20 protein-coding genes are annotated in these 21,918 nt (G+C 49.9%); 6 read left to right on the plus strand and 14 right to left on the minus strand.

What is annotated here, in order from left to right; translation table 11 throughout:
- Positions 1-22: 22 nt before the first annotated feature.
- Together J2Y43_RS27290 and J2Y43_RS27295 are read right to left on the minus strand one after the other, a co-directional pair.
- Positions 23-1,300 (minus strand): Gfo/Idh/MocA family oxidoreductase, encoded by a 1,278-nt coding sequence (locus J2Y43_RS27290; protein ID WP_309989381.1) that lies wholly within the window; start codon positions 1,298-1,300, stop codon positions 23-25.
- A 168-nt stretch (positions 1,301-1,468) separates the two neighbouring features.
- A complete protein-coding gene (locus J2Y43_RS27295) occupies positions 1,469-3,028 on the minus strand; it encodes an acyl-CoA carboxylase subunit beta (RefSeq protein ID WP_309989379.1) in 1,560 nt (519 codons plus the stop codon).
- A gap of 85 nt (positions 3,029-3,113) precedes the next feature.
- On the opposite strand from J2Y43_RS27295, the gene porQ reads away from it, so the two are divergent.
- Entirely contained in the window at positions 3,114-4,205 is a 1,092-nt protein-coding gene (porQ, locus tag J2Y43_RS27300) for a type IX secretion system protein PorQ (RefSeq protein ID WP_309989375.1), read from the plus strand.
- A 9-nt stretch (positions 4,206-4,214) separates the two neighbouring features.
- Here porQ and J2Y43_RS27305 read toward each other — a convergent pair whose 3' ends face one another.
- The 7 genes from J2Y43_RS27305 to pyrF form a co-directional block, all read right to left on the minus strand.
- On the minus strand, positions 4,215-4,742 hold the full coding sequence (locus J2Y43_RS27305; protein ID WP_309989372.1) for a dihydrofolate reductase family protein: 528 nt from the start codon (positions 4,740-4,742) through the stop codon (positions 4,215-4,217).
- Positions 4,743-4,805: 63 nt separating this feature from the next.
- A complete protein-coding gene (locus J2Y43_RS27310; protein ID WP_309989370.1) occupies positions 4,806-6,308 on the minus strand; it encodes an ATP-binding cassette domain-containing protein in 1,503 nt (500 codons plus the stop codon).
- 114 nt (positions 6,309-6,422) lie between these two features.
- On the minus strand, positions 6,423-6,974 hold the full coding sequence (locus tag J2Y43_RS27315) for a type 1 glutamine amidotransferase domain-containing protein (RefSeq protein ID WP_309989367.1): 552 nt from the start codon (positions 6,972-6,974) through the stop codon (positions 6,423-6,425).
- A gap of 213 nt (positions 6,975-7,187) precedes the next feature.
- A complete protein-coding gene (clpB, locus tag J2Y43_RS27320; protein WP_309989364.1) occupies positions 7,188-9,791 on the minus strand; it encodes an ATP-dependent chaperone ClpB in 2,604 nt (867 codons plus the stop codon).
- Between the two features lie 122 nt (positions 9,792-9,913).
- Complete coding sequence (locus tag J2Y43_RS27325; protein ID WP_309989360.1) at positions 9,914-10,378, minus strand: YciI family protein; 465 nt, start codon at positions 10,376-10,378, stop codon at positions 9,914-9,916.
- Between the two features lie 137 nt (positions 10,379-10,515).
- A complete protein-coding gene (gene lysA, locus J2Y43_RS27330) occupies positions 10,516-11,745 on the minus strand; it encodes a diaminopimelate decarboxylase (protein ID WP_309989356.1) in 1,230 nt (409 codons plus the stop codon).
- 39 nt (positions 11,746-11,784) lie between these two features.
- Positions 11,785-12,609, minus strand: coding sequence for an orotidine-5'-phosphate decarboxylase (gene pyrF, locus J2Y43_RS27335; RefSeq protein ID WP_309989354.1), 825 nt, complete (start codon positions 12,607-12,609; stop codon positions 11,785-11,787).
- A 98-nt stretch (positions 12,610-12,707) separates the two neighbouring features.
- Here pyrF and rfbC point away from each other — a divergent pair, with 98 nt between their 5' ends.
- A complete protein-coding gene (rfbC, locus tag J2Y43_RS27340) occupies positions 12,708-13,253 on the plus strand; it encodes a dTDP-4-dehydrorhamnose 3,5-epimerase (RefSeq protein WP_309989352.1) in 546 nt (181 codons plus the stop codon).
- Between the two features lie 10 nt (positions 13,254-13,263).
- Here the strand turns inward: rfbC and J2Y43_RS27345 are convergent, their stop codons facing one another.
- The 4 genes from J2Y43_RS27345 to J2Y43_RS27360 form a co-directional block, all read right to left on the minus strand.
- Positions 13,264-13,944, minus strand: a complete 681-nt coding sequence (locus J2Y43_RS27345; RefSeq protein WP_309989349.1) for a type 1 glutamine amidotransferase domain-containing protein — start codon at positions 13,942-13,944, stop codon at positions 13,264-13,266.
- A 70-nt stretch (positions 13,945-14,014) separates the two neighbouring features.
- Positions 14,015-14,674 (minus strand): response regulator transcription factor, encoded by a 660-nt coding sequence (locus J2Y43_RS27350; protein WP_019940293.1) that lies wholly within the window; start codon positions 14,672-14,674, stop codon positions 14,015-14,017.
- 4 nt (positions 14,675-14,678) lie between these two features.
- Positions 14,679-15,542 (minus strand): sensor histidine kinase, encoded by an 864-nt coding sequence (locus J2Y43_RS27355; RefSeq protein ID WP_309989344.1) that lies wholly within the window; start codon positions 15,540-15,542, stop codon positions 14,679-14,681.
- A 703-nt stretch (positions 15,543-16,245) separates the two neighbouring features.
- Positions 16,246-16,719, minus strand: coding sequence for a hypothetical protein (locus J2Y43_RS27360; RefSeq protein ID WP_309989341.1), 474 nt, complete (start codon positions 16,717-16,719; stop codon positions 16,246-16,248).
- A gap of 336 nt (positions 16,720-17,055) precedes the next feature.
- Here J2Y43_RS27360 and J2Y43_RS27365 point away from each other — a divergent pair, with 336 nt between their 5' ends.
- The 3 genes from J2Y43_RS27365 to J2Y43_RS27375 all read left to right on the plus strand — a co-directional run bounded on the left by J2Y43_RS27365 (position 17,056) and on the right by J2Y43_RS27375 (position 18,593).
- Complete coding sequence (locus J2Y43_RS27365) at positions 17,056-17,331, plus strand: SelT/SelW/SelH family protein (protein ID WP_309989338.1); 276 nt, start codon at positions 17,056-17,058, stop codon at positions 17,329-17,331.
- A gap of 257 nt (positions 17,332-17,588) precedes the next feature.
- Entirely contained in the window at positions 17,589-18,011 is a 423-nt protein-coding gene (locus J2Y43_RS27370) for an Hsp20/alpha crystallin family protein (RefSeq protein ID WP_223400226.1), read from the plus strand.
- A gap of 252 nt (positions 18,012-18,263) precedes the next feature.
- Positions 18,264-18,593, plus strand: a complete 330-nt coding sequence (locus J2Y43_RS27375) for a hypothetical protein (RefSeq protein ID WP_106596973.1) — start codon at positions 18,264-18,266, stop codon at positions 18,591-18,593.
- Positions 18,594-18,637: 44 nt separating this feature from the next.
- Here J2Y43_RS27375 and metG read toward each other — a convergent pair whose 3' ends face one another.
- Positions 18,638-20,713, minus strand: coding sequence for a methionine--tRNA ligase (gene metG / locus J2Y43_RS27380; RefSeq protein ID WP_309989335.1), 2,076 nt, complete (start codon positions 20,711-20,713; stop codon positions 18,638-18,640).
- Between the two features lie 146 nt (positions 20,714-20,859).
- Between metG and J2Y43_RS27385 the strand changes: the two genes are divergently transcribed.
- A complete protein-coding gene (locus J2Y43_RS27385) occupies positions 20,860-21,858 on the plus strand; it encodes an NAD-dependent epimerase/dehydratase family protein (RefSeq protein WP_309989332.1) in 999 nt (332 codons plus the stop codon).
- Positions 21,859-21,918: the final 60 nt, after the last annotated feature.

The raw sequence follows: 21,918 nt of genomic DNA on the forward strand, positions 1-21,918 counted from the left end.
TGTCAGTGTAGCTTTTAGGTTCTTAAATGGTCCAGGGAGCGCGCATGGGCTGGTTAATGAGCCTGTTTGCGCCTTCGTCGTCGATAAATTCCTGCTTGTCCGGATCGAATTTCAATGAGCGGCCCAGGCGCAATGCAATCAGGCCCATGTTCACGATCGTACAAGAGCGGTGACCGTTCTCTTCGTTCAATGCGAATTTTTTGCGGTTCTTCACGGCGTCCACGAAGTCGGTAACCTGTGGCTCAGGGTCGGGGAATGCGGCGAGTTTCTTTTCCAGGTCCGGAATATCCGATTTGAAATTTTGGTACAATTTGCCTTTCGGGCCTTCGATATACGCTACTTTATCGTCCTTGGCCTCGCCGTCGAGTACGATCTGGCAGCCATCGGCATAGGTATAAGTAATGCGGCGCCAGGTGCCTACGGCCTCGGTATGCTGCTGAGGCGCATCCACCTCCACGCTTACAGGGCTCGTATCGTCCTTGCCGAGGAAATATTGGATCGGGTCGATGTAATGCTGGCCCATATCGCCCAGGCCGCCGCCATCGTAATCCCAATAGCCGCGGAAAGTCTGGTGTACGCGGTGCTCGCTGTATGGTTTGTAAGGCGCTGGTCCGAGCCACATATCGTAGTCGAGCTCGGCCGGTACCGGTTGAGGGGCATTGTTTGTTTTACCAACCCAATAAAACTTCCAGTCGAAGCCGGTATGCTTGCTCACGGTCACTTTCAATGGCCATCCGAGCAGTCCGCTCTGAACGAGCTTTTTAATAGGTTTTACGGTGGTGTTCATTCCGTAGAAATTGCTTTCAAACCGGAACCAGGTATTGAGACGGAACACACGTCCATGCTGCTGCACGGCCTCCACCAAGCGCTTGCCTTCGCCGATGGTACGTGTCATCGGTTTCTCGCACCACACATCCTTACCCGCGCGGGCAGCGTCGGCGGCGATAATGCCGTGCCAATGCGGCGGAGTTGCCACGTGCACGATGTCGACTTCGGGAAGCTGGATCAGCTCGCGGTAATCGGAGAAGGTTTTGACGCCCTTATCGACCATATTGACCGCGATGTCGAGGTGCCGTTTGTCCACATCACACAATGCAACCACTTTGGTACCTGCGTAAGGGATATGGCCGCGGCCCATGGAGCCGGTGCCGACGATGGCTTTGGTGAGCGTGTCGCTCGGGGCGAGGTAACCCTTTCCCAGCACATGGCGGGGAACGATCGAAAACGTTGCCAGCGTCGCCAGTGAGCCTTTGATAAAGCTCCTGCGTGAGGACGCGGAAAGTCCTTTCTCTTCTTTCATTCGTTAAGGTTCTTTTAGGAAGTAATTGAGATTGTTTAGTGCTTGTGAAATTAGGACAATATCAGGAATGTGCCAAAGCATTGCCTGGCATTACCTGATATTAATACAGTAAGGCTGCGGAATAGACTAAAAAATCAACAAAAAAGGGCAATACGCGCTGCGTGCTCGTTACAACGGAATATTGCCATGCTTCTTTTTCGGCAGTACATCCACCTTGTTTTCGAGCATTTCGAAGGCGCGGATCAGCTTGGCGCGTGTCTGGTCGGGGTAGATCACCTCGTCGATATAACCGCGGTGCGCGGCGCGGTAGGGGTTCGCGAATTTGTGGGTATAATCGTCGATTTTCTCCTTCAATTTCTCCGCCGGATCTTCTGCTTGTGCGATCTCGCGTTTGAAAATGATTTCAGCCGCGCCGCTCGCGCCCATTACCGCGATTTCCGCGGAAGGCCAGGCGAAGTTCATGTCCGCGCCGATGTGCTTGGAGTTCATCACGTCGTACGCGCCCCCGTACGCCTTGCGGGTGATCACGGTAATGCGCGGCACGGTAGCCTCGCAGAATGCATAGAGCAGTTTGGCACCATTGCTGATGATCGCATTCCACTCCTGATCGGTGCCGGGCAGGAAGCCGGGAACGTCTTCCAAAACCAGCAATGGAATATTGAAACAATCACAAAAACGCACAAAACGCGCCGCTTTCTGACTCGCATGGATGTCGAGCACGCCCGCGAGCACGGCAGGCTGGTTGGCCACAATGCCGATGCTCCTACCCGCAATGCGCGAAAAGCCTACGACGATATTTTCGGCGAAATTTTCATGTACTTCAAAAAAGGCGTCAGGATCGGAAAGCTCGGTGATAACTTCCCGCATATCGTATGGTTGGTTGGCATTCTCCGGGATGAGCGTGTTCAATGCAGGTCGGAGCTCGTCACCAGGCGTGTAAGGTTGCCGCGGTGCATCGTCCTCGCAGTTTTGCGGCATGTAGCTCAGCAATTTTTTGATCGATTGCAGGCATTCAACCTCATTGGCAGACACAAAATGCGTGACGCCCGATTTCGTCGCATGCGTCATAGCACCGCCGAGTTCTTCCGAAGTTACTTCTTCGTGGGTTACCGTTTTAACCACATTAGGCCCGGTCACGAACATGTAGCTCGTGTTTTCAACCATCAATATAAAATCCGTGATTGCGGGGGAGTATACCGCGCCGCCCGCGCAGGGGCCCATTACGGCCGATATTTGCGGTATGACGCCGGAAGCCAGGGTGTTTTTATAAAAAATGTCGGCATAGCCCGCCAGGGAGAGTACGCCTTCCTGAATGCGGGCACCACCCGAGTCGTTAAGGCCAATGAGTGGCGCGCCGTTTTTCATGGCGAGATCCATCAGCTTGCAAATCTTCTCCGCATGTGTTTCCGAAAGCGACCCGCCGAAAACCGTGAAATCCTGTGCAAATACGTACACCAGCCGGCCATTGACTTTGCCGTAACCGGTTACCACGCCATCGCCGAGGTAATGCTCCTTGTCGAGCCCGAAATCCTTGCTGCGGTGCATCACAAACCGGCCTATTTCTTCGAAAGAACCTTTGTCGAGCAGAATGGAAATGCGTTCCCGGGCGGTGAGCTTGCCCTTCGCGTGTTGCGCCTGGATCCTGTTTGCACCGCCGCCCAGCTCAGCCTCAGCATTTTTTTGGTCTAAAAGTTCTTTTTTTGAAACAGCGGCTGATCGGGATTCCATGTAATGCGGGGATATGGTTACATTTGTTGGTGAACGGTTATAAATATAGCTGCATTTTAATGATTCGGGAAATTATTGGACGTTTATGAGGTCGACAGGCTGTGGTTTGCTTTTCCTGATCACATGGCTCTGCTCGCCGTGGAATGCAGCTTTCGCTCAGGTGACGGGTGGCCGTTCGCGTCTGGATTTCCTACAATTACCCGCCCAGGCGCGCAGTACTGCATTGGGTTCCAATCACATTACCGCGCAAGGCAACGACCCCGCATTATTTCTCCAAAACCCCGCATTACTCGATTCGGCGAAGATCAATAACGTATCACTGAACCTGATGCCTTACCTGGCGGATACGAAGTTTGTGAATATGGGTTATGCCAACCGCGTCCGCAAAACGGGCGGGATTTGGGCGGTTGGGCTGCAATACCTGAACTATGGTACCATGCAGGAAACCGACGACATCGGGAACGTGGTAGGGGAGTTCCGTGCGGCGGATTATGGCCTTTCTGCGGGTTACGGGCACACCATAGGCGCATTCACATTAGGCGCGACGGCCAAGTTCGTGGGCGCGTCCATCGAAAGTTACCAGACCTGGGGTATGGCCTTCGACTGGGGCGCCACATTCCGGCATCCGCAAGAGGACCTTACAATCGGTTTTGTGGCCAAAAACTTCGGCTTTTTAAAGCAGAATTACAATGGTGCATCGACGCCGGTATTGCCACTGGATATGCGGGTAGGGGTAACCTTCAAGCCTAAATATATGCCGGTGCGTGTGTCGTTGACGGCCCACCATTTAAACCGCTTCGATATGGTTTACAATGATCCGAACCTATTTTACACTTACGATATCAATGGTACTAAACTGCCCAAAAAAGTGGGGGTTGCAGAAAAGCTGGGTAGGCATTTGTCGCTCGGAGCGGAGATTTTGGCGCATTCCAACTTTCGCATTTTATTAGGTTATGACCATTTGAAAAGGCAAGAACTTCGTTTGACAAACCGCGGGGCACTGGCAGGCTTTTCATTCGGTGCGTGGCTGCGCATTAAGCGATTCGAGGTAGGTTATGGCCGGGCGCAATATGTACCGGGCTTTGGCAGCAGTTCCATTTCCATTGTCATGAATCTCAAAAACGGCTTGGTAAGAAGCAAATGGGACGAGCCGGTGAAAGCCCGGCCCGTCCGGTAATGCAATGCGCTATCTGCGCGTGTAATGCAGTTGTACCAAACCTTTTTCGAAAGATTTGCTGCTCACGAATGTAAGATTTTGTTCAGGCCGACCATCTTTGAACAAGCGGATGCCATCGCCGAGCAGAATAGGAATCAATGAAACGATGTATTCATCGATCAGGTCCATTTGCATGAGCTGATTGACCACTTCGGCGCCGCCATCGACGAAAATGTGTTTCCCTTCTTTTTGTTTCAGCTCTTCTATGAATGCTTTCAGGTCGTCGGTGTGGAAGCGGACATTGCCTTCCTGCGCACGCGGGGTCCGCGTCATGATGTGGTATTCCTTATCGGCCCGAAGGTATTCAATGCCCATGGCCTGCACTTTGTCATACGTTTTGCGGCCGATGATCACGGTGTCAATTGTGTCGATGAACTCGGCATAGCCGTAATCTTCGCCCTCTTGTTCAACGAGGGAGAGGAAGGTCAGGTCATCGTCGTGTTTGGCAATGTAGCCGTCGAGGCTGGCTGCAATGTAAACGAATACTTTTCTGGTCATAGCTGGTGATTTGGTTAGTACAGGAAAAATAGGATGGCTGTTTCCCGTAAAAAGTTGGAACCGCTAGCGGGATTCGACCACTTTACCCTTTTCCAGTCTCAAATAATGCTTCACACAGCTCGGGATCTCATTCGGATAATGCGAGACATAAATCAGTGTCCGCTGATCGGTATCGCAAATGGCGTTCACAACCGACTTGAAATAGTCGATTGCATCGGAATCCAATCCCTGGCAGGGTTCGTCGAGGATCAGCAGCGGCGGATTTTTAACCAATGCCCGGGCAAGAAGTACCATTCTTTGCTGCCCTTTGGAGAGCTGTGAAAAATCCTTTTCGATCAGTTCATGCACATGCAGGAGTTCGGCCACTTCGTGCACGCGCTCGATTTGTGTTTCAGTGAGTTTCTTGAAGAAAACGCCTGTCGCGTCGAAAAAGCCGGATGCGATGGTTTTGAAAACGGTGGTATTTCTGGGGAAATACAAATGCAGTTCCGGCGAAACGTGCCCGATTTTTTGCTTGATATCCCATATGGAAGCGCCTGCGCCGCCGCGTTTTTGATCAAATAAATCATAATCGTTCGCAAAGCGCTGCGGGTTATCGGCCGTGATAATGCTTAGCAAAGTAGATTTACCGGAGCCATTCGGGCCGGATAATGCCCATTTTTCTCCCCTGGCGATTTTCCAACTTACGCCGTCGAGAATCTGATCTTCGCCGTATTTGACTCGAATGTTCCTCAAATCGAGCGCGTGCTGAAAGCCGGTGAATTCGGGATGGCCGAAATGCGCCAGTTTTTGCGGATCGGGCTGTGGAAAGTGATGGGTATGGGTAGCTGCGGAGCGAAATTGCGCCACGGGTTTTTGCGCTTCAATCTTCCCGGCTTCGAGTTCGAGTACATCGGTAATGCAAGGAGGGATTTCCGTAGCCGTAGTGGCCATGATAATGGTTACCCCTTGCCTGGTCAGTTCGGTCAATGCATTGCGGAGCACTTCGCGTGAATGCACGTCGAGGCCGCTGAATGCATTATCGAGCATGAGTACTTTCGGCTTTTTCAAAAGGGATTTGGCCAAAAGCATCCGCCTGGTTTCACCATTGGAAAGCGTCACAAACGGGTGGTCGAGCAAATGGGTAATGGATAGCAGGCCGGCCACGCGTGCCAGTTCTTCATCACTCACTTTGGAAGGTGCTAATGTTACCGATTTGTCGTCGACGGTGCCTACCGGTTTCAATTGGTCGGTCAGGATCGCACGTACACTGGGCGCTCGCTCGGACTCGTACGCGTGAAAGCGTTGCTGGTAATACTCGGCGCCGGCACTTACAATGCGGTTGAACGAATAGTCGTTGGAGGCAAGTTCGACATGCTCACGAACGGGTGTGGTCCAGTCGTAAGCGATTTTGCCGGTGAGCACAGGCCATTTTCCCGCGATCACTTCCAGCAGCACCGACTTGCCGGAGCCGTTCGGGCCAATGATCGCCCAGTTTTTCCCTTGTTCAATATTCCAGTTGATTTCAGAAAGGACCGTTGATTCGTATTTGCGGACGGAGACGTTTTGAAGCGAAATGAGTGTCATGCGAAAACCAGGTAATGAAAGAGCAAATACCAAAATTTTGGCCTTAAATGGAAACAAAAAGAGCATCCGTTGCGGGATGCCCTGGCTAAGCGTTTGAATCAGTGATTAATGCATTTAATGGTGGAATTCCATATTGAACTCCCTGATCATCATGCTCACGAATGCCGAAAGGTCGTCCGTTGTGCGGCTTGTGACGAGCCCGTTGTTGGTCACCACTTCCTGATCCACCCATATTGCGCCGGCATTTTCGAGGTCGTGGCGGATGGCTGCGTAGGAGGTAAGCGTGCGGCCCAGCACCACGTCGGCGTCGATCAGTATCTGGGGGCCGTGGCAGATTGCCGCCACCGGTTTTCCCGCGATAAAGAACGAGCGTACAAAATCTACCGCCTTTTGGTTGATCCTCAGTGCATCGAGCCCCATAACCCCGCCAGGGAGCAGCAATGCGTCGTAATATTCGGCACGTGCCATTTCAAGCGGGACGTCTACCCGGTGGTTTTCGCCCCAGTCCAGATGGCTCCATCCTTTCACAATGTCCTTGCTGGGCGAAATCACGTGGGTGGTCGCGCCACGTTGGTTTAGGACTTTTCTGGGGCAGGTCATTTCAACCTGCTCAAATCCATCGGCAACCAGTATCGCGACTTTAATTGAATTCAGTGATTGTTCCATGGATTTAGGTGTGGATTAAAAGGTTAGATTATAAGAATAAATAATTGTACAAAAACTATGCCAAAAAAGCGATCTGTTTTTGGGTCGAGCACGCGGCAGCGGGGCGGTGCGGACCTTCCACAACGTGGGAATGGAGCCTGTGGCAAATCCCGATTTGGGGAAAACAAAAAGAGCGGCATTGCTGCCGCTCCCTGTATTAGCATTATTCTGTGATTATATCTCTACGCCTCCGACGTTTTCGAAGACGAGTTCACCTTTCGAATCGAGCTCCATCATGATCACCGAGTCTTTCGCAACTTGTCCGCTCAGGATACCTTTCGATAATTCATTCAGGATTCTTCTTTGAAGTACCCTTTTCAACGGACGCGCACCGAATGCCGGGTCGAAACCGTCTTCACCGAGCTTGGTTAACGCTTCATCAGTCGCATCGAGCGTGATTCCCTGCTCTTTCAGCATGTGCTGAATGCCTTTGAACTGGATATCCACAATTTTGCGGATGTTTTTCAGCGTCAATGGTTCGAACAGTACAATCTCGTCGATACGGTTCAGGAATTCCGGCCTTACCGACGCTTTCAGCAGATCGAGCACCGCCTGTTTGGCTTCTTCGATGATTAGTGTGTGGTTCCAGCCTTCGTCTTCCGCGAATTTCTCCTGGATGATGTGGCTGCCGATGTTGGACGTCATGATAATGATCGTGTTTTTGAAATTCGCCACACGACCTTTGTTATCGGTCAAACGGCCTTCGTCGAGCACTTGCAGCAGGATATTCCACACATCCGGGTGTGCCTTTTCGATCTCATCGAGCAGGATCACGCTGTAAGGTTTGCGTCGCACGGCTTCGGTGAGCTGGCCTCCTTCGTCGTAACCCACGTATCCCGGAGGCGCGCCCACGAGGCGGCTTACGGCGTGGCGTTCCTGGTACTCGCTCATATCGATCCGCACCATGGCATTCTCGTCGTTGAAGAGATACTCAGCCAGCGTTTTTGCGAGCTCGGTTTTACCTACCCCCGTCGGGCCGAGGAAGAGGAAGCTGCCGATCGGCCGTTTCGCATCCTGCAAACCTGCGCGGCTGCGGCGTACGGCATCGGATACCACTTCAATGGCCTCATTCTGGCCTGCTACACGCTGGTGCAAATGCTCTTCGAGTTGCAGCAGCTTCTCGCGGTCGCTTTGCAGCATTTTGCTGACAGGTATACCGGTCCATTTAGCCACTACTTCGGCAATGTCTTCCGGCGTAATTTCTTCCTGCATCAGGCTTTCCGCATGCTCCGATTTTTGAAGCTCTTCCAATTTGGCCTGAACCTCGGGAATGCGGCCATAGCGGATCTCGGCTACCTTACCGAAATCGCCCGAACGCTCGGCCTGCTCCGCTTCGAGGCGGAGCTGCTCGCTTTGTTCTTTCAGCGCGCGTACTTCATTGACTTTACCCTTTTCATTTTCCCATTGGGCTTTCAGGGCATTACGTTGTTCGCTGAGGTCGGCAATTTCTTTGTTCAGGACAGTCTCCTTGTCCTTGTTGTTTTCACGGCGGATCGCCTCGCGCTCGATTTCGAGCTGCATAATGCGGCGGTTCAGTTCGTCGAGTTCTTCGGGAACGCTGTCCATTTCCAGGCGGAGCTTGGAAGCGGCTTCGTCCATTAAGTCAATCGCCTTATCGGGCAGGAACCGGTCGCTGATGTAGCGGTTCGAAAGCTCCACGGCAGCGATTACAGCATCGTCCTGGATGCGGACACCGTGGTGCAATTCGTATTTTTCCTTAATACCCCGCAGAATGCTGATTGCGTCGGAAATATTAGGTTCATCCACCATCACAGCCTGGAAACGACGTTCCAAAGCCTTGTCTTTCTCGACATATTTCTGATATTCTTTCAGCGTGGTAGCACCGATCGCGTGCAGTTCGCCACGTGCCAATGCGGGTTTTAGCAAGTTGGCAGCGTCCATTGCGCTTTCGCCACCGCCACCCGCGCCGATCAACGTGTGGATCTCGTCAATGAAAAGTACAATCTCTCCTTCCGAGTCGGTTACCTCTTTGATAACCGCTTTCAGCCTTTCTTCAAATTCACCTTTGTATTTCGCACCCGCAATCAGCAAACCCATATCGAGCGACACGATGGTCTTCGATTTCAGGTTTTCGGGAACGTCGCCCTGCACGATCCGCTGGGCCAATCCTTCCACGATTGCGGTTTTACCCACCCCCGGCTCACCGAGCAGGATCGGGTTGTTTTTGGTACGGCGGCTCAATATCTGCAACACCCGCCTGATTTCTTCGTCACGGCCGATCACCGGGTCAATTTTACCGGCTTTGGCCAATTCATTCAAGTTTTTGCTGTACCGTTCCAGAGAGCGGTATTTGGCTTCTGCGTTTTGATCTTTCACAGGGTTATTCTTTCCTCTTAGTTCTTTGATTGCATTGATCAGTTCCTTCTCCTTGAATCCCAGCTCCTTCATCATGGTGGCTGTGGAATCTTTTCCGCTGAGTATACCCAGTATCAGCAGCTCGATGCTGATGAATTCGTCCCCGAATTCTTTGAGGTAATTCTGTGCCTTGCCACTGGCAGCGGCCATATCGTTGCCCAGGTAGGGCTGTCCCCCGCTTACACGCGGGTACCCGTCCAATATCTTTTGCAAACGGTTGTTAAGCACGTCGGCGCTGATATTGAGCTTGTTAAGTAGAAATAGTGACGTATTAGGGTCCTCCTCCAAAATGGATTTCAACACGTGTCCCGTTTCAATGGCCTGCTGCTGGTTGCCCTGGGCCATTTGCGCGGCGTGCTGGATTACCTCCTGCGCCTTGATAGTATATTGGTTAAAGTTCATGGCGTTGATCGCTTTGTTAATGGTACAACGCTAATTGAAAAATGGTGTGCCGACCAGTTAAATCGGAAATTTTGTCTCAAAAGAGTGACGTAATGCGATTGTTTCGGACAAAATGGCAAGAATCAGTGGCTTTTTTTCTCGATCTTCTTGTGAATTTCGAGCGTTTCGGACAGGGCTGCGGAGCCGTACCACATCAATAAATCCATGTCGAGAAGCTTGGCCTGAACGGCCGGGTCCGTTTCTACGAGTTTCCTGCCTTCCTCGATAGAGTCAGCATTGAGGATGAAAATGCCCCGGTATTGATCATTTTTGAAGAACGGACCCGCCACCACGAGCTTTCCGGTCTTGGCGAGGTGATTGATATTCCGCATATGCCCGGCAAAGGCGCTGTCCGATTTGCTTTTAGGAACGTTCGTCGCGCTGCCGGTTTTGAGGAAAACCATCACATACTTTTTCATACCATATTCATCCGCATTCAGTTTTTTGGCAAGTGTGGAATCGTAGGTTGTGTTGGCGGACTGGGCAATGCTGTCATGGCAAATAGCCGAGAGGCAGGCCAGCAGGAGTGTGGCGTACAGTGTTTTCATCAGTTATCCATTTGAGTATAGGTTAATGAATAAATGTATTGAAATTTTGACTGAAAAGGAATGCACGCCGGTACCAAAAGCAAAAAGCTGCACAGGTACTTTTGTGCAGCTTCTCTCGATGTATTTGTAGGTAAATCTTATAGCTCGGCTTGCGTTCTCAACAAATCCTCCATTGTCTCGCGCCGTCTTACCAACTTGGCCACGCCGTTGTCGATCAGCACCTCGGCCGGCCGGAAGCGGGCATTGTAGTTTGAGCTCATCGTCAGACCATAAGCGCCGGCATTCAGGAACGCCAGCACATCGCCTTTGCGAACCTCGGGAAGTTCACGGTCTGTCGCGAATGTATCGGTTTCGCAAATGTAGCCTACCACATTGTAGTGCTTCAACTCGCCTTTCGGATTTGAAATGTTGAGAATGTGGTGGTAAGAACCGTACATCATCGGGCGGATCAGATGATTCAGGCCCGAATCGACATGTACGAAGTTACGCGCCGGGTCTTCTTTTACCACGTTGGTCGTTACAAAGAGGAAGCCCGATTCGCTCACCAGAAACTTGCCCGGTTCAAACCAGAGTTGCAACTCGCGGCCATATTCCTGGCAGAAAGTCTGGAAACGTTTTGAAATCTTTTTGCCCAGCAAATCCATATCCGTAATGGCATCGCCCGGCAGATAGGAAACTTTGAAACCACCACCCAGGTCCACCACCTGAAGGTCGGGGAAATGCTTCGCGGTTTCGAAAAGAATATCGGCCACTTTCAGGAACGGTTCAGCATCTTTAATATCCGAACCGGTATGCTGGTGCAGCCCGATCACTTTAATGTCATATTTTTTAATTACTTCCAAAATCTTATCCAGGAGCAACACCGAAATCCCGAACTTAGAATCGGCATGAGCCGTCATGATTTTAGTATGCCCGCCCGCAGCGACGTTAGGCTTAATGCGGATCATGCAGGGCTTGGCATTTCCGTAAGTTTGTCCAAACCATTCGAGCAAGGGAATGCTATCGACGTTCACAATGGCGCCGGCTTCCACGGCCTCGCGTACTTCCTCGAAGTTCACACCGCTGGGCGTAAAAGTGATTTGGCCGGCATCGTAACCCGCCATTTTCCCCATTTCAAACTCGCCAGGCGATACCACATCCAGCTCCACCCCGATTTCGCGCATCAGTCGCAGCACGGCCAGGTTGGTATTGGCCTTGCAGGCATATTTGATCTTCATATTTACGCCGGCAAATGCATGTTGCAGCTCTGCCGCCTTCCTGCGGATGGTCGCGCCGTCGTACACGTAAAGCGGGCTTCCGTACTGGTTGATGAGCTCGACAGGGTCTATTCCCTGGATCGAATAGGGGTAATGGTCAGAAAGTTGCATTTTTGATATGGGCGGCAGTGACGTGCCGGAATGATTGGATTACAAATATTTGTCGAGGTAAATGGCCATTTCCTGTTGCAGCGCTGCTGCCTCCTGCTTCGCTTTTTCTGCGAAATCGGTGCCGTTACTGGCGTAAATAATGCTGCGCGATGCATTAACAAGCAATCCGCAACTCTTATTCATACCAAACTTCGATACCTCTTCCAGGTTACCGCCTTGCGCACCTACGCCAGGTACGAGGAGAAAGTGATCGGGTACAATAGCACGGATGTTCTGGAAATCGGACGGGTGCGTTGCGCCTACCACATACATCATACGCTCTGCGCCTGCCCAGGTTTGCGATGTACGAAGCACGTTTTCATATAAAGTACCGCCTTCCACGTCGAGCCGCTGGAAATCGCCGCTGCCCGGGTTGGAAGTCAGCGCGAGCAGAATCACCCATTTGTTTTCGAACGCGAGGAATGGCGTCACCGAATCGCTGCCCATGTACGGGGCCACGGTGATGGAGTCAAAATCAAGGCCTGAGGATGATTTATCGAAAAATGCGCGGGCGTACAGGCCAGATGTATTCCCGATGTCACCGCGTTTGGCGTCGGCAATCGTGAAATGGCTCTTCGGAATGTACTCGACCGTTTTTTGAAGGCTCTCCCAACCCTTGGGTCCCAATGCTTCATAGAATGCGATGTTGGGTTTGTAGGAAACGCAATAGTCGGCGGTTGCATCGATGATCTGCTTGTTGAATTCAAAGATCGGATCGTCGGTTTTCAACAAATGCGCCGGGATTTTCTGGATATCGGTGTCCAAACCCACACACAAATAGGACTTTTTGGTCGAAATTTGCTGGAAGAGCTCTTGATAAGTCATGATTTTGTAAATATTGCGGCGAAATTACAACCTCTTCCAATAGATTCATAAATTTGCCCCAACATTAAACTTTGCTCCAACCAACACATAACCATCATATGCAGATTCGAGAAACTTCCATTGCCGGTCTAGTTGAAATATTTCCAAGGGTCTTCGGTGATGACCGTGGAGTATTCTTTGAATCGTATAATGAGGAGATATTTAAAAAACTCGGTCTGCCGGTAAACTTCGTTCAGGACAATCAGTCGTTCTCCAAAAAGGGCGTGGTAAGAGGTTTGCACTTCCAGAATGCGCCTTTCGCGCAAGGTAAGCTGGTGCGTGTGATCTCGGGCAGGGTACTGGATGTGGCTGTGGACATCCGCCCGGATTCGCCGACATTCGGTAAGCACGAAGTATTTGAACTGAGCGGGGAGCAAAACAATATCGCCTACATTCCGGAAGGCTTTGCACACGGGTTTGTGGCTTTGGAAGATTCCGTTTTCAGCTACAAATGCACCAACCTTTATAATAAGGAATCCGAGTCGGGCATTCTGTGGAACGATCCCGATTTGAATATCGACTGGGGAATTTCCGATCCGATCGTTTCGGAAAAGGACCTGATCCTGCCTACTTTCCGCTCCCTTTTCGGTGAGTTGATCAAGTAAAATCCGGTACCTATTTTTCAAAAAGTTCTTCTAGCGCTTTCGACGCTACTTTCCGGGCCGAATGCGAATTTTGCCCGGTAATGAGCCTTTCGTCCATTTCTATGAATTCCACGAAAGGAATCATGGCTTTGGTGTAATGCGCACCGCGTTCCTTCAATTTGTCTTCGAGGTAGAAAGGAACTTCGCTCACAAAGCTCACCAGTGCTTCTTCGACATTGGAGTAGCCGGTCACGTATTTGTCCTGGATAAGTAGTGTGCCATCGGATAGCCGGACGTTGAGCAGCCCGCAAACGCCGTGCGCAATAGCTGTGACCATCCCATTCCGCTCATAAATAGCCTTCGAGATGTTTTGCAGTTCGGTGTTCTCGGGGAAATCCGACATTGCGCCGTGGCCGCCCGCGAAATAGATCAGGCGATAGTCGATGGGGTTAACATCCGATGGTTTAAGGGAATTTTGAAGCTTTGCACGAAAAGTGAGATCTTCCCAATACCGTGCATTGCATTCGTCTTTCAGGTCGACGCTTCTCTCGTCCACGGGAATAACACCGCCCAATGGACTTACGATGTCCACCAGAATGCGCCTTTTGGCCATTAAGTCATAAAAGTGCGTCAATTCATTCAGCCAGAGACCTGTTTTAGAGGTTTTGGTTGGGTATGAGTCGTGGTTAGTGCAGACGATCAGGACTTTCATAGCTATACATGGAATGGCTCCGGGAAATATAATATAAACCCCGGAAGTTTTCACCATGAAAGCGTTACGCTTAGCTCAGCAGCTGGTTTTTGTAGGCGAATGCCACTGCGGCTGCGGTACTTTTTGTCCCTGTTTTTTCCAAAACCCGTAATCGGTGCCCTTCGACCGTGCGTACGCTGATAAAAAGCTTATCCCCGATTTCGGTAGTTGAAAGCCCGTCGCATATCAATTGAAGTACTTCTTTCTCGCGTGAAGAGAGCGCTACATTACACGCATTCGGGAAGAACGGGTGCTTGTTGACCTGCCTGTTCACCATTTTACGGTGCATGGCCTTGGACACGAAGTCGTTGTAGTAGAAACCTTCTTCGTGCACCCTTCTGATCGCCTTTTCGACTTCGTCGGGGCTGGTATCTTTCAGCAAATATCCCTGCACGCCCTTTTCGAGCATATGTATCACGAAACGGTCCTCATTATACATCGAAACCACGATGATTTTGATGTTCGGAAAGCGTTCAAATGCAGCTTCCGTGGCCTGAATGCCGTCCATAACAGGCATTTGAAGGTCCATGAAAACGATGTCAGGCGTATTGGCGGGCAGGCGGTCCAGCAATTCCTGGCCGTTGCCGGCTTCCAGTACAAATTCGAAGTCGGGAATGCCGCTCAGCATGGAGATAAACCCCTTTCTGAATAGTTCGTGATCGTCGGCAATTCCTAGTTTAAGGGTGCTCATAGCATTAAATATTCACTCGTTCCCGGCGGAATGGATGTAATGGTTCAGGTTTATTACCGGATGCCGGGTTCACCGGAATCCTCGCGATGGCGCTGGAACCGCCCTTGGCCGGCTGCTCGTACTGGACCGTTCCATTCACAATAGCCAAACGGCTTTCAATTCCAAGCAAGCCCAGCCCGGCCAGGTTGCTTTCTTTTATTTTTTCCGGATCGAAACCAACGCCGTTGTCGGTTACCCGCAAACCTATCATTTCTTCGTCGATTTCCAGCACAATATCGATTTTTGTACAGCTCGCGTGCTTAATGGCGTTATTGACCAACTCCTGCATAATGCGGTAAAGCGTCAGTTCCAGTTTCTGGCCCTGACGCGGAAATTCCTCAGTATTTGACTGAAAAGCAATAATCAGATTATTATCTTCTTCCAGCTTATGGATAAACTCTTCGATCGCCTCCATCAACCCGAACCGTTCGAGCGTCGTCGGTACCAGGTCGCGCGTAATGCGCCGCACGTGGAGGATCGTCTCTTCCACGAGCGACTGCGACTTCTTCATAATGCTCTCCTCCTTCTCATCGCCCGAGTTGGCTACCAGCTTACTCAATTGATTGAGACTTAACTTTGTCAACGATAGCATCGTGCCGATGTCGTCATGCAAATCCTGCGCAATCCTTCGTCGTTCTGTTTCTTCGGAGTTCAGCGCGGTATCAAGGAGCAGGCGGTTGTAGTTTTTCTCGATGTCGCTGATACGCTTTTCTTCTTCGAACCTTTTCTTCTGGTAGTACATTACGAACGTGATGACAAAAAAGGCCATCATCAGCATTGCGATCGATGCGATGAGCAGTACCAGTTTCAGTTCGTCGTTATTTTGCATAGGAGTTGTCACGATATTGGGCGATCCCAACGCTGAAAAGTATGAGACTCACGCTCTCAAACACATAAGGTAAATAATCCAGGGTTCCTATGTCCATCCATTGGTCCCACTTGGCGGCATAATGCATAACCGGAGCGATGAAGAGGAGGCTTGAATAAAATAAAAGTAGGCCAGAACAAATCCAAAAAAAAGGATAAGTCAGAAGATTCGGGATTTTAAGTGCGCGTATGGTATTATAAAAGTAAAGCAATATCCAAAAAAGCATCAGCAGGCTTTCAATCGTGGCCGAGTATAGAACCACATTTTGATTATGCACGTCGCTTATCGATGGGTTTGTGTGAATAGTATCCCATATAGAAAACCCTATGAACAATGGCCAAGATGCAAGCAGCCATCTACGTTGCAATTTGCTGTCGAACTCGTAATAGTACATCCAGCTTGTCAGAACATATCTTACAGGAATGCTCACATTATAGTAAATTACATTGTTCTCCCTATGCGACGCCAAATCGAACATCACAAGGTCAACACCAAGTTTTAATATCAAATAGACAAATAGGATGAGTAACAATTTCTCATTGTATGCTCTCTTTCGCCAAATCAGTAAAATAGGCAGCAGGTTCAAAAATACCGGGGCACTGATAACCGGCTGCCTTATGATATAGGAGAAGTAACTCTCAAGCATTGAAAATGATCTAAAATGTTAGCAGCGGCGCGGGCAAAGCGGGCCGCCAGTCATTGCTTCGCCCGAATCAGGCATATCTTTCAAGCCGCCCAGTTGTGCAGTCCTGATAATGTCTTTGCCATCTGCATCAACAGGGACCAGAACTAGTCTTGGGGTTGGCTTCTTTGATTTGTTTGTTTTTGTATCGTCATCCTCTTCCTCGTCTCTCAGCCCGTAATACACCCGGAATCCCACACAATTATCGCCGTGCAGCTTGATCAGCTCGTTGAATGTGTGAATGCCGAAAAATTCAGCCTTCACATAGTTTTCACCTTTGTCGGTGAAGTAACGTTCCCTTTTTTGATGTGGAATAGTAAGCTCCTGGGCTTCCGATGCTGAAATCAGTCGACCCTCCCGACCTGTAAATCTCTTGCTGTCCATAGTTTTAGTTAAAATATAACAATTAATCAACGTAAATGTAAATAGGGAGGCGGCGAAGGGCAAGCCAACCATTTGCAATTGATTTAACGGTTAGTTTGTAACTAATTGTAAATCAGTTGTATTTGTTCCTTACTTCTGAAAATCACGTAATTTTACGTATAGTTTTCGGGCAATAATACGATGTCATACTTGTAAGCCTACCCATGCTGAAAATCGGGGATTTTTGCGCTAAAATGCTTGTGTAGAGCGCTGTACATTTGTAAAGCGTTAGGGAAGACTTTTCAAAAAGCTTTCTCATCAAGATTAAAGGGTTAGGTTATAGTCGAAAGCCGCAAGGGGATGTCCCTGGCGGCTTTTTTGATTGTTTGCTTCCAATGCCGACTTTTGGCTTTGAAAGCAAATGAAGATATGAAACCAACCATAGAAATCGAATACTGCCCCAAATGCGGCTGGCTGCTGAGGGCGGCCTGGATGGCCCAGGAGCTGTTGACCACTTTCAGCGATGATTTGCATGCGGTGCAATTGCGCCCTTCGGAAGTCGCGGGGCGCTACACCATTATCATGGATGAGGAATTGCTTTGGGATAGGAAACGGGAAGGGCATTTCCCCGAGCCAAAGGAAATTAAACAGCGGGTAAGGGATATTATCGCACCCGATCGCAGCCTTGGGCATAGCGACCGCTGACCGGGTTAATGTACTGAAAGGTGTCATTTTGGCGTAGTGGGTAGGGCGAGGCTGTAATTTTGACATTTTCTTTCGTTCTATATTTCAGCGGATAGAGAAGAATAGGGCAAATGCACTACTGGGCTTCTACGGCTGGTTCCGAGCGAAAAAAAGACCTAATTAAATCTCGCCGTCCATCACATTTTTGTCCAAAAACGATCTTTGGCACGCAGTTTTTCGTTAATAAGTAAAACTTGTGAACCTAAAACGCGATAGCTATGGAAAGCAAACTGAAAATACCACGGGAGATGTTGATGAACATAGACTTTATCAACACAGTGAACGGTGGAATGAGTGAGCCCTCTATCAAGCTTGACAAAGGATCGGACGGTTTTGAAGTAGTTGTGAAAATTCCAGGCATCGAGGTTGAGGATCTTCAATTAGAGGTTGTAAAAGGCAAGAGAAACTCAAATAACTTAAAGCTTTTCCACTTGCTGCCCATATTTTCACAGGAAAACTTGCCCGACGAAGAGCAGTGGAAGACAATCCGTTTCATCAATACCTTCGTTATCCCGGACGGAGTAGATATAGACAATATATCAGCAAGATACGACGATGGTCGTCGTCAGTTGGTTCTGTTCCTTCCTTTCGGGGACGAACAGGGCGATTATCACCGCAAGGTAGATATCGAACGTTGGTAAAAATATCGACAGATTATAAAGGAGCCTGGTAAATAACCGGGCTTTTTTGCTGCTCAGGAGCCGCTCAGGCGGCTTTTTGACAACCAATACGAAGTAAACAGAGGTGATATATGGTACTAATCCTGGTAGGGTTTGTACGCTTCCAATAGAATGCATTAAGATTGAGTAAAGATTCCACACTTTTTCTAAAAAGGAATTACATATCTGTATCTTGCACTATTAATTCCCTTAGTGCTCGTCAATCTCAACGTTATGAAAAAGTCTAATATTTTCGCTTTTATTGAGCTTACCAAGTTGGTCGAAGAACTTAAAGTTGACCAGTCTAAGCTAAGGCAGAAACTGAAATCGCAGTCGGCCTACTTCAACATTATCGAACCGAGGTATTTTTCAGAAGGATTGGTTGGAGAGTGGGAAAGCATTCTCAGCGTAATCAAGCAGAAAGGCGCCAAGGTGAACGAAGAAGGCCGTGTGGTGTCGAATGCCGTGAGTAACACGATCGACCACCTGAGTGACAAAGAGTGTTTGTCGCTGGTAGAGCGGGTCAACTCGATCTACGACTCGGTGAGAAAAGAGTTTCAGTAAAAAAGGGCCCTGCATGGTACTCCGCCAATGCAGGGCCGATGAGTTTAGTTCACCGTTCCGCCGTTCCAGACATCTTTGCCCGGTTGAACGAATGCCAGGCTGCCGTCGCGGTCTTCGGCCATAAGGATCATTCCGTGGCTTTCCATTCCCATCATCTTTCTGGGAGCCAGGTTTGCCAGGTATAGTACTTTTTTGCCTATTACCTCTTCCGCTTTGAAATGTTCGGAAATACCGCTCAAAACGGTACGTTGCTCCGAGCCGATATCAATCAATAACTTCAATAACTTCTTGCTTTTAGGGACATTTTCGGCTTCGAGGATGGTCGCGATGCGAATATCCATTTTCGAGAAATCATCATATTGGATTTCAGGTTTGACTGGAAGCACGGTTTTACCTTCCAATTCATTCTGACGTTTGGCGTCGTGAAGCTTCTGCACCTGTTTTTCGATCACGCTGTCTTCTATTTTTTCAAAAAGCAGTTTGCCTTCCAAAACAGGCTGACCCACGGCGAGCAGATCTGCATTACCTGCATCCTGCCAATTTTTGTCCGACAGGCCCAGTTGCTCCTGAATTTTAGCCGAAGTAAACGGCAATACCGGCTCGGAAACGATCGAAAGCGTTGCTGAAATCTGCAATGCGATATTCAAAATCGTATTCACGCGCTCAGGCTCGGTTTTGATCGCGTGCCATGGCTGGGTATCTGCCAGGTATTTGTTTCCGGTGCGGGCGAGGTCCATAATCAATGCGAGCGCTTCGCGGAAGCGGTAATTCTCCATCGACTCGGCGATCCTTGCCGGGAATGCGGCCAGTTCGTCAAGCGCGACGCGGTCGATATCCTGCAATTCACCGCGTTGAGGCACTTTGCCGTCGCAGAACTTCTGCGTGAGCACCACCGCGCGGTTGATGAAGTTACCATAAATACCTACCAGCTCGCTGTTATTGCGGGTTTGGAAGTCCTTCCAGGTGAACTCGCTGTCTTTGGTTTCGGGCGCATTCGCGGTAAGCACGTAGCGCAGTACATCCTGCTTGTCGGGAAGTTCTTCCAGGTATTCGTGCAGCCATACAGCCCAGTTGCGCGAGGTCGAAATTTTGTCGCCTTCGAGGTTCATGAATTCGTTGGCGGGCACATTATCGGCGAGGATGTAGTTGCCTTCGGCCATCAGCATTGCGGGGAAGATAATGCAGTGAAAAACGATATTGTCTTTCCCGATGAAATGTACGAGTTTGGTTTCACCCGCCGACGCATCCTTCGCAGGTTGCCACCATTTCTGCCAGCCGTCGGCGGTGCCGTTCTTTTGGATTAACCAGTCTTTGGTTGCCGAGATGTAGCCGATAGGCGCTTCGAACCACACATAAAGCACTTTGCCTTCCGTGTCTTCGACAGGCACTTTAATGCCCCAGTCGAGGTCGCGGGTCATAGCGCGGGGTTTGAGGCCGTCTTTCAGCCATGACTGACATTGCCCGAACACGTTCGTCTTCCATTCGGAATGGCCGTTCACATAAGCCTCAATGTCCGGCTGCATTTTGTCCAGGGGCAAATACCAGTTTTTGGTTGCCTTCAAAACCGGTTTCGCGCCCGAGAGCGTCGAGCGAGGGTCTTTCAATTCCAAAGGGCTCAATGTAGAACCGCAACGCTCGCATTGGTCGCCGTAAGCATTCGGATTGGCGCAAACAGGGCAGGTACCTACAATGTATCGGTCGGCGAGGAACTGCTGCGCCGTTTCATCATAGTATTGCTCGGTCGTTTCTTCGATGAATACCTTTTTATCGTACAAATCCCTGAAAATTTCGCGGGAAGTTTCGTGATGAATCGGCTTGCTCGTGCGCGAATAGATGTCGAATGAAATGCCCAGCGATTTGAATGAGGCGTCGATTTGCTCGTAATACTTATCGACCACCTGCTGAGGTGTGAGACCCTCCTTTTTGGCGCGGATGGTAATGGGCACACCATGCTCGTCGGTGCCGCTGATAAACGCTACTTCCCTGCCGGAGGAGCGGAGGTAGCGAACGTATATATCAGCAGGTACATAACAGCCCGCCAGGTGGCCTATGTGGATCGGGCCGTTGGCGTAGATCAACGCTGCTGTGACGGTATATCTTTCGGGATTTGAAATCGGCATTTGAATTCAGGGATTTGGTTCAATCATTGGAGCATAGGCTAGCTCCCCGGTGTGGCCGGAGCGTAAAATTAGTAAAAAGGCTTGCAATGGTGTGACAAACTACTTTTTTACTACGAACTTTGACCCAAACAATTTGTTTCGCTTACATGAAAGTTCTCATTACCGGTGCGACGGGCTTGGTGGGCAGTGCAGTAGCCAGAAAGTTTTTGTCGGAAAATCATGAAGTCTTTGCGTTGGTGCGCCCGGGTGCGGATAAGCGCCTGCTCGCGGAGGCGCATCCGAAACTGACCTGGGTTGAAGGTGATATCCTCGACATTCTATCACTGGAACAAGCCATTCGGGAAGTGGATTACGTCGTTCACACAGCCGCAGTCGTATCCTTCGTGCCGCGCGACCGGAAAATGATGTATAAGGTAAACCAGGAAGGTACTGCCAACGTGGTGAATGTGTGTTTGAAATACCAGACACAAAAGCTGGTGCACGTAAGCAGCATTGCCGCCATTGGCCGCCCCGATCCGCGCAAGCAGGCAACCGGGCAGGACGTAGTTTTGAACGAGGAGCAACGGTGGGAAGATTCGCCCGAAAATTCGGAATATGCCAAAACGAAACACATGGCGGAACTGGAAGTGTGGCGGGGCATTGCCGAGGGGCTCAATGCGGTGATCGTAAATCCCACCATTATTCTTGGCGAGGGGGATTGGGAGAAGAGCAGCACCCAGCTTTTCCGGTACGTATATAGAGAAAAGCCATTTTATACCGAGGGTATTGCCAACGTTGTAGACGTAATGGATGTGGCCGAAATCGTGTACCGCCTGGCGGGTTCGGATATCACCGGTGAGCGTTTCCTGCTCAACGCGGGGAGCATTTCGTACCATAATTTGTTCAATATGATAGCGGATAAAATGCGCCGCAAAAGGCCGTCGTTCAAGGTTGGTGCCGGGTTGGCTGGAGTGATATGGAGGGTAGAGGCAGTGCGGACCTGGTTGTTGGGTACGAAGCCGCTGATTACCAGAGAAACAGCACAATCAGCCGCCAGAAAAATCAACTATGACAATGGCAAAATCAGGAAAGCATTGGATTTTCAATTTAAGTCAGTTGAGGAAACGGTGTCCCGCATTAGTGAAAGTTTGATTAGGAGGATTTGAAATCCGGGGAATTATTTTATAACTTTCTTTCATTAACAGTGGTGCATTTGCCCTCGATTC

Source organism: Dyadobacter sp. BE31 (genome assembly GCF_031457695.1).
Classification (GTDB): Bacteria; Bacteroidota; Bacteroidia; order Cytophagales; family Spirosomataceae; genus Dyadobacter.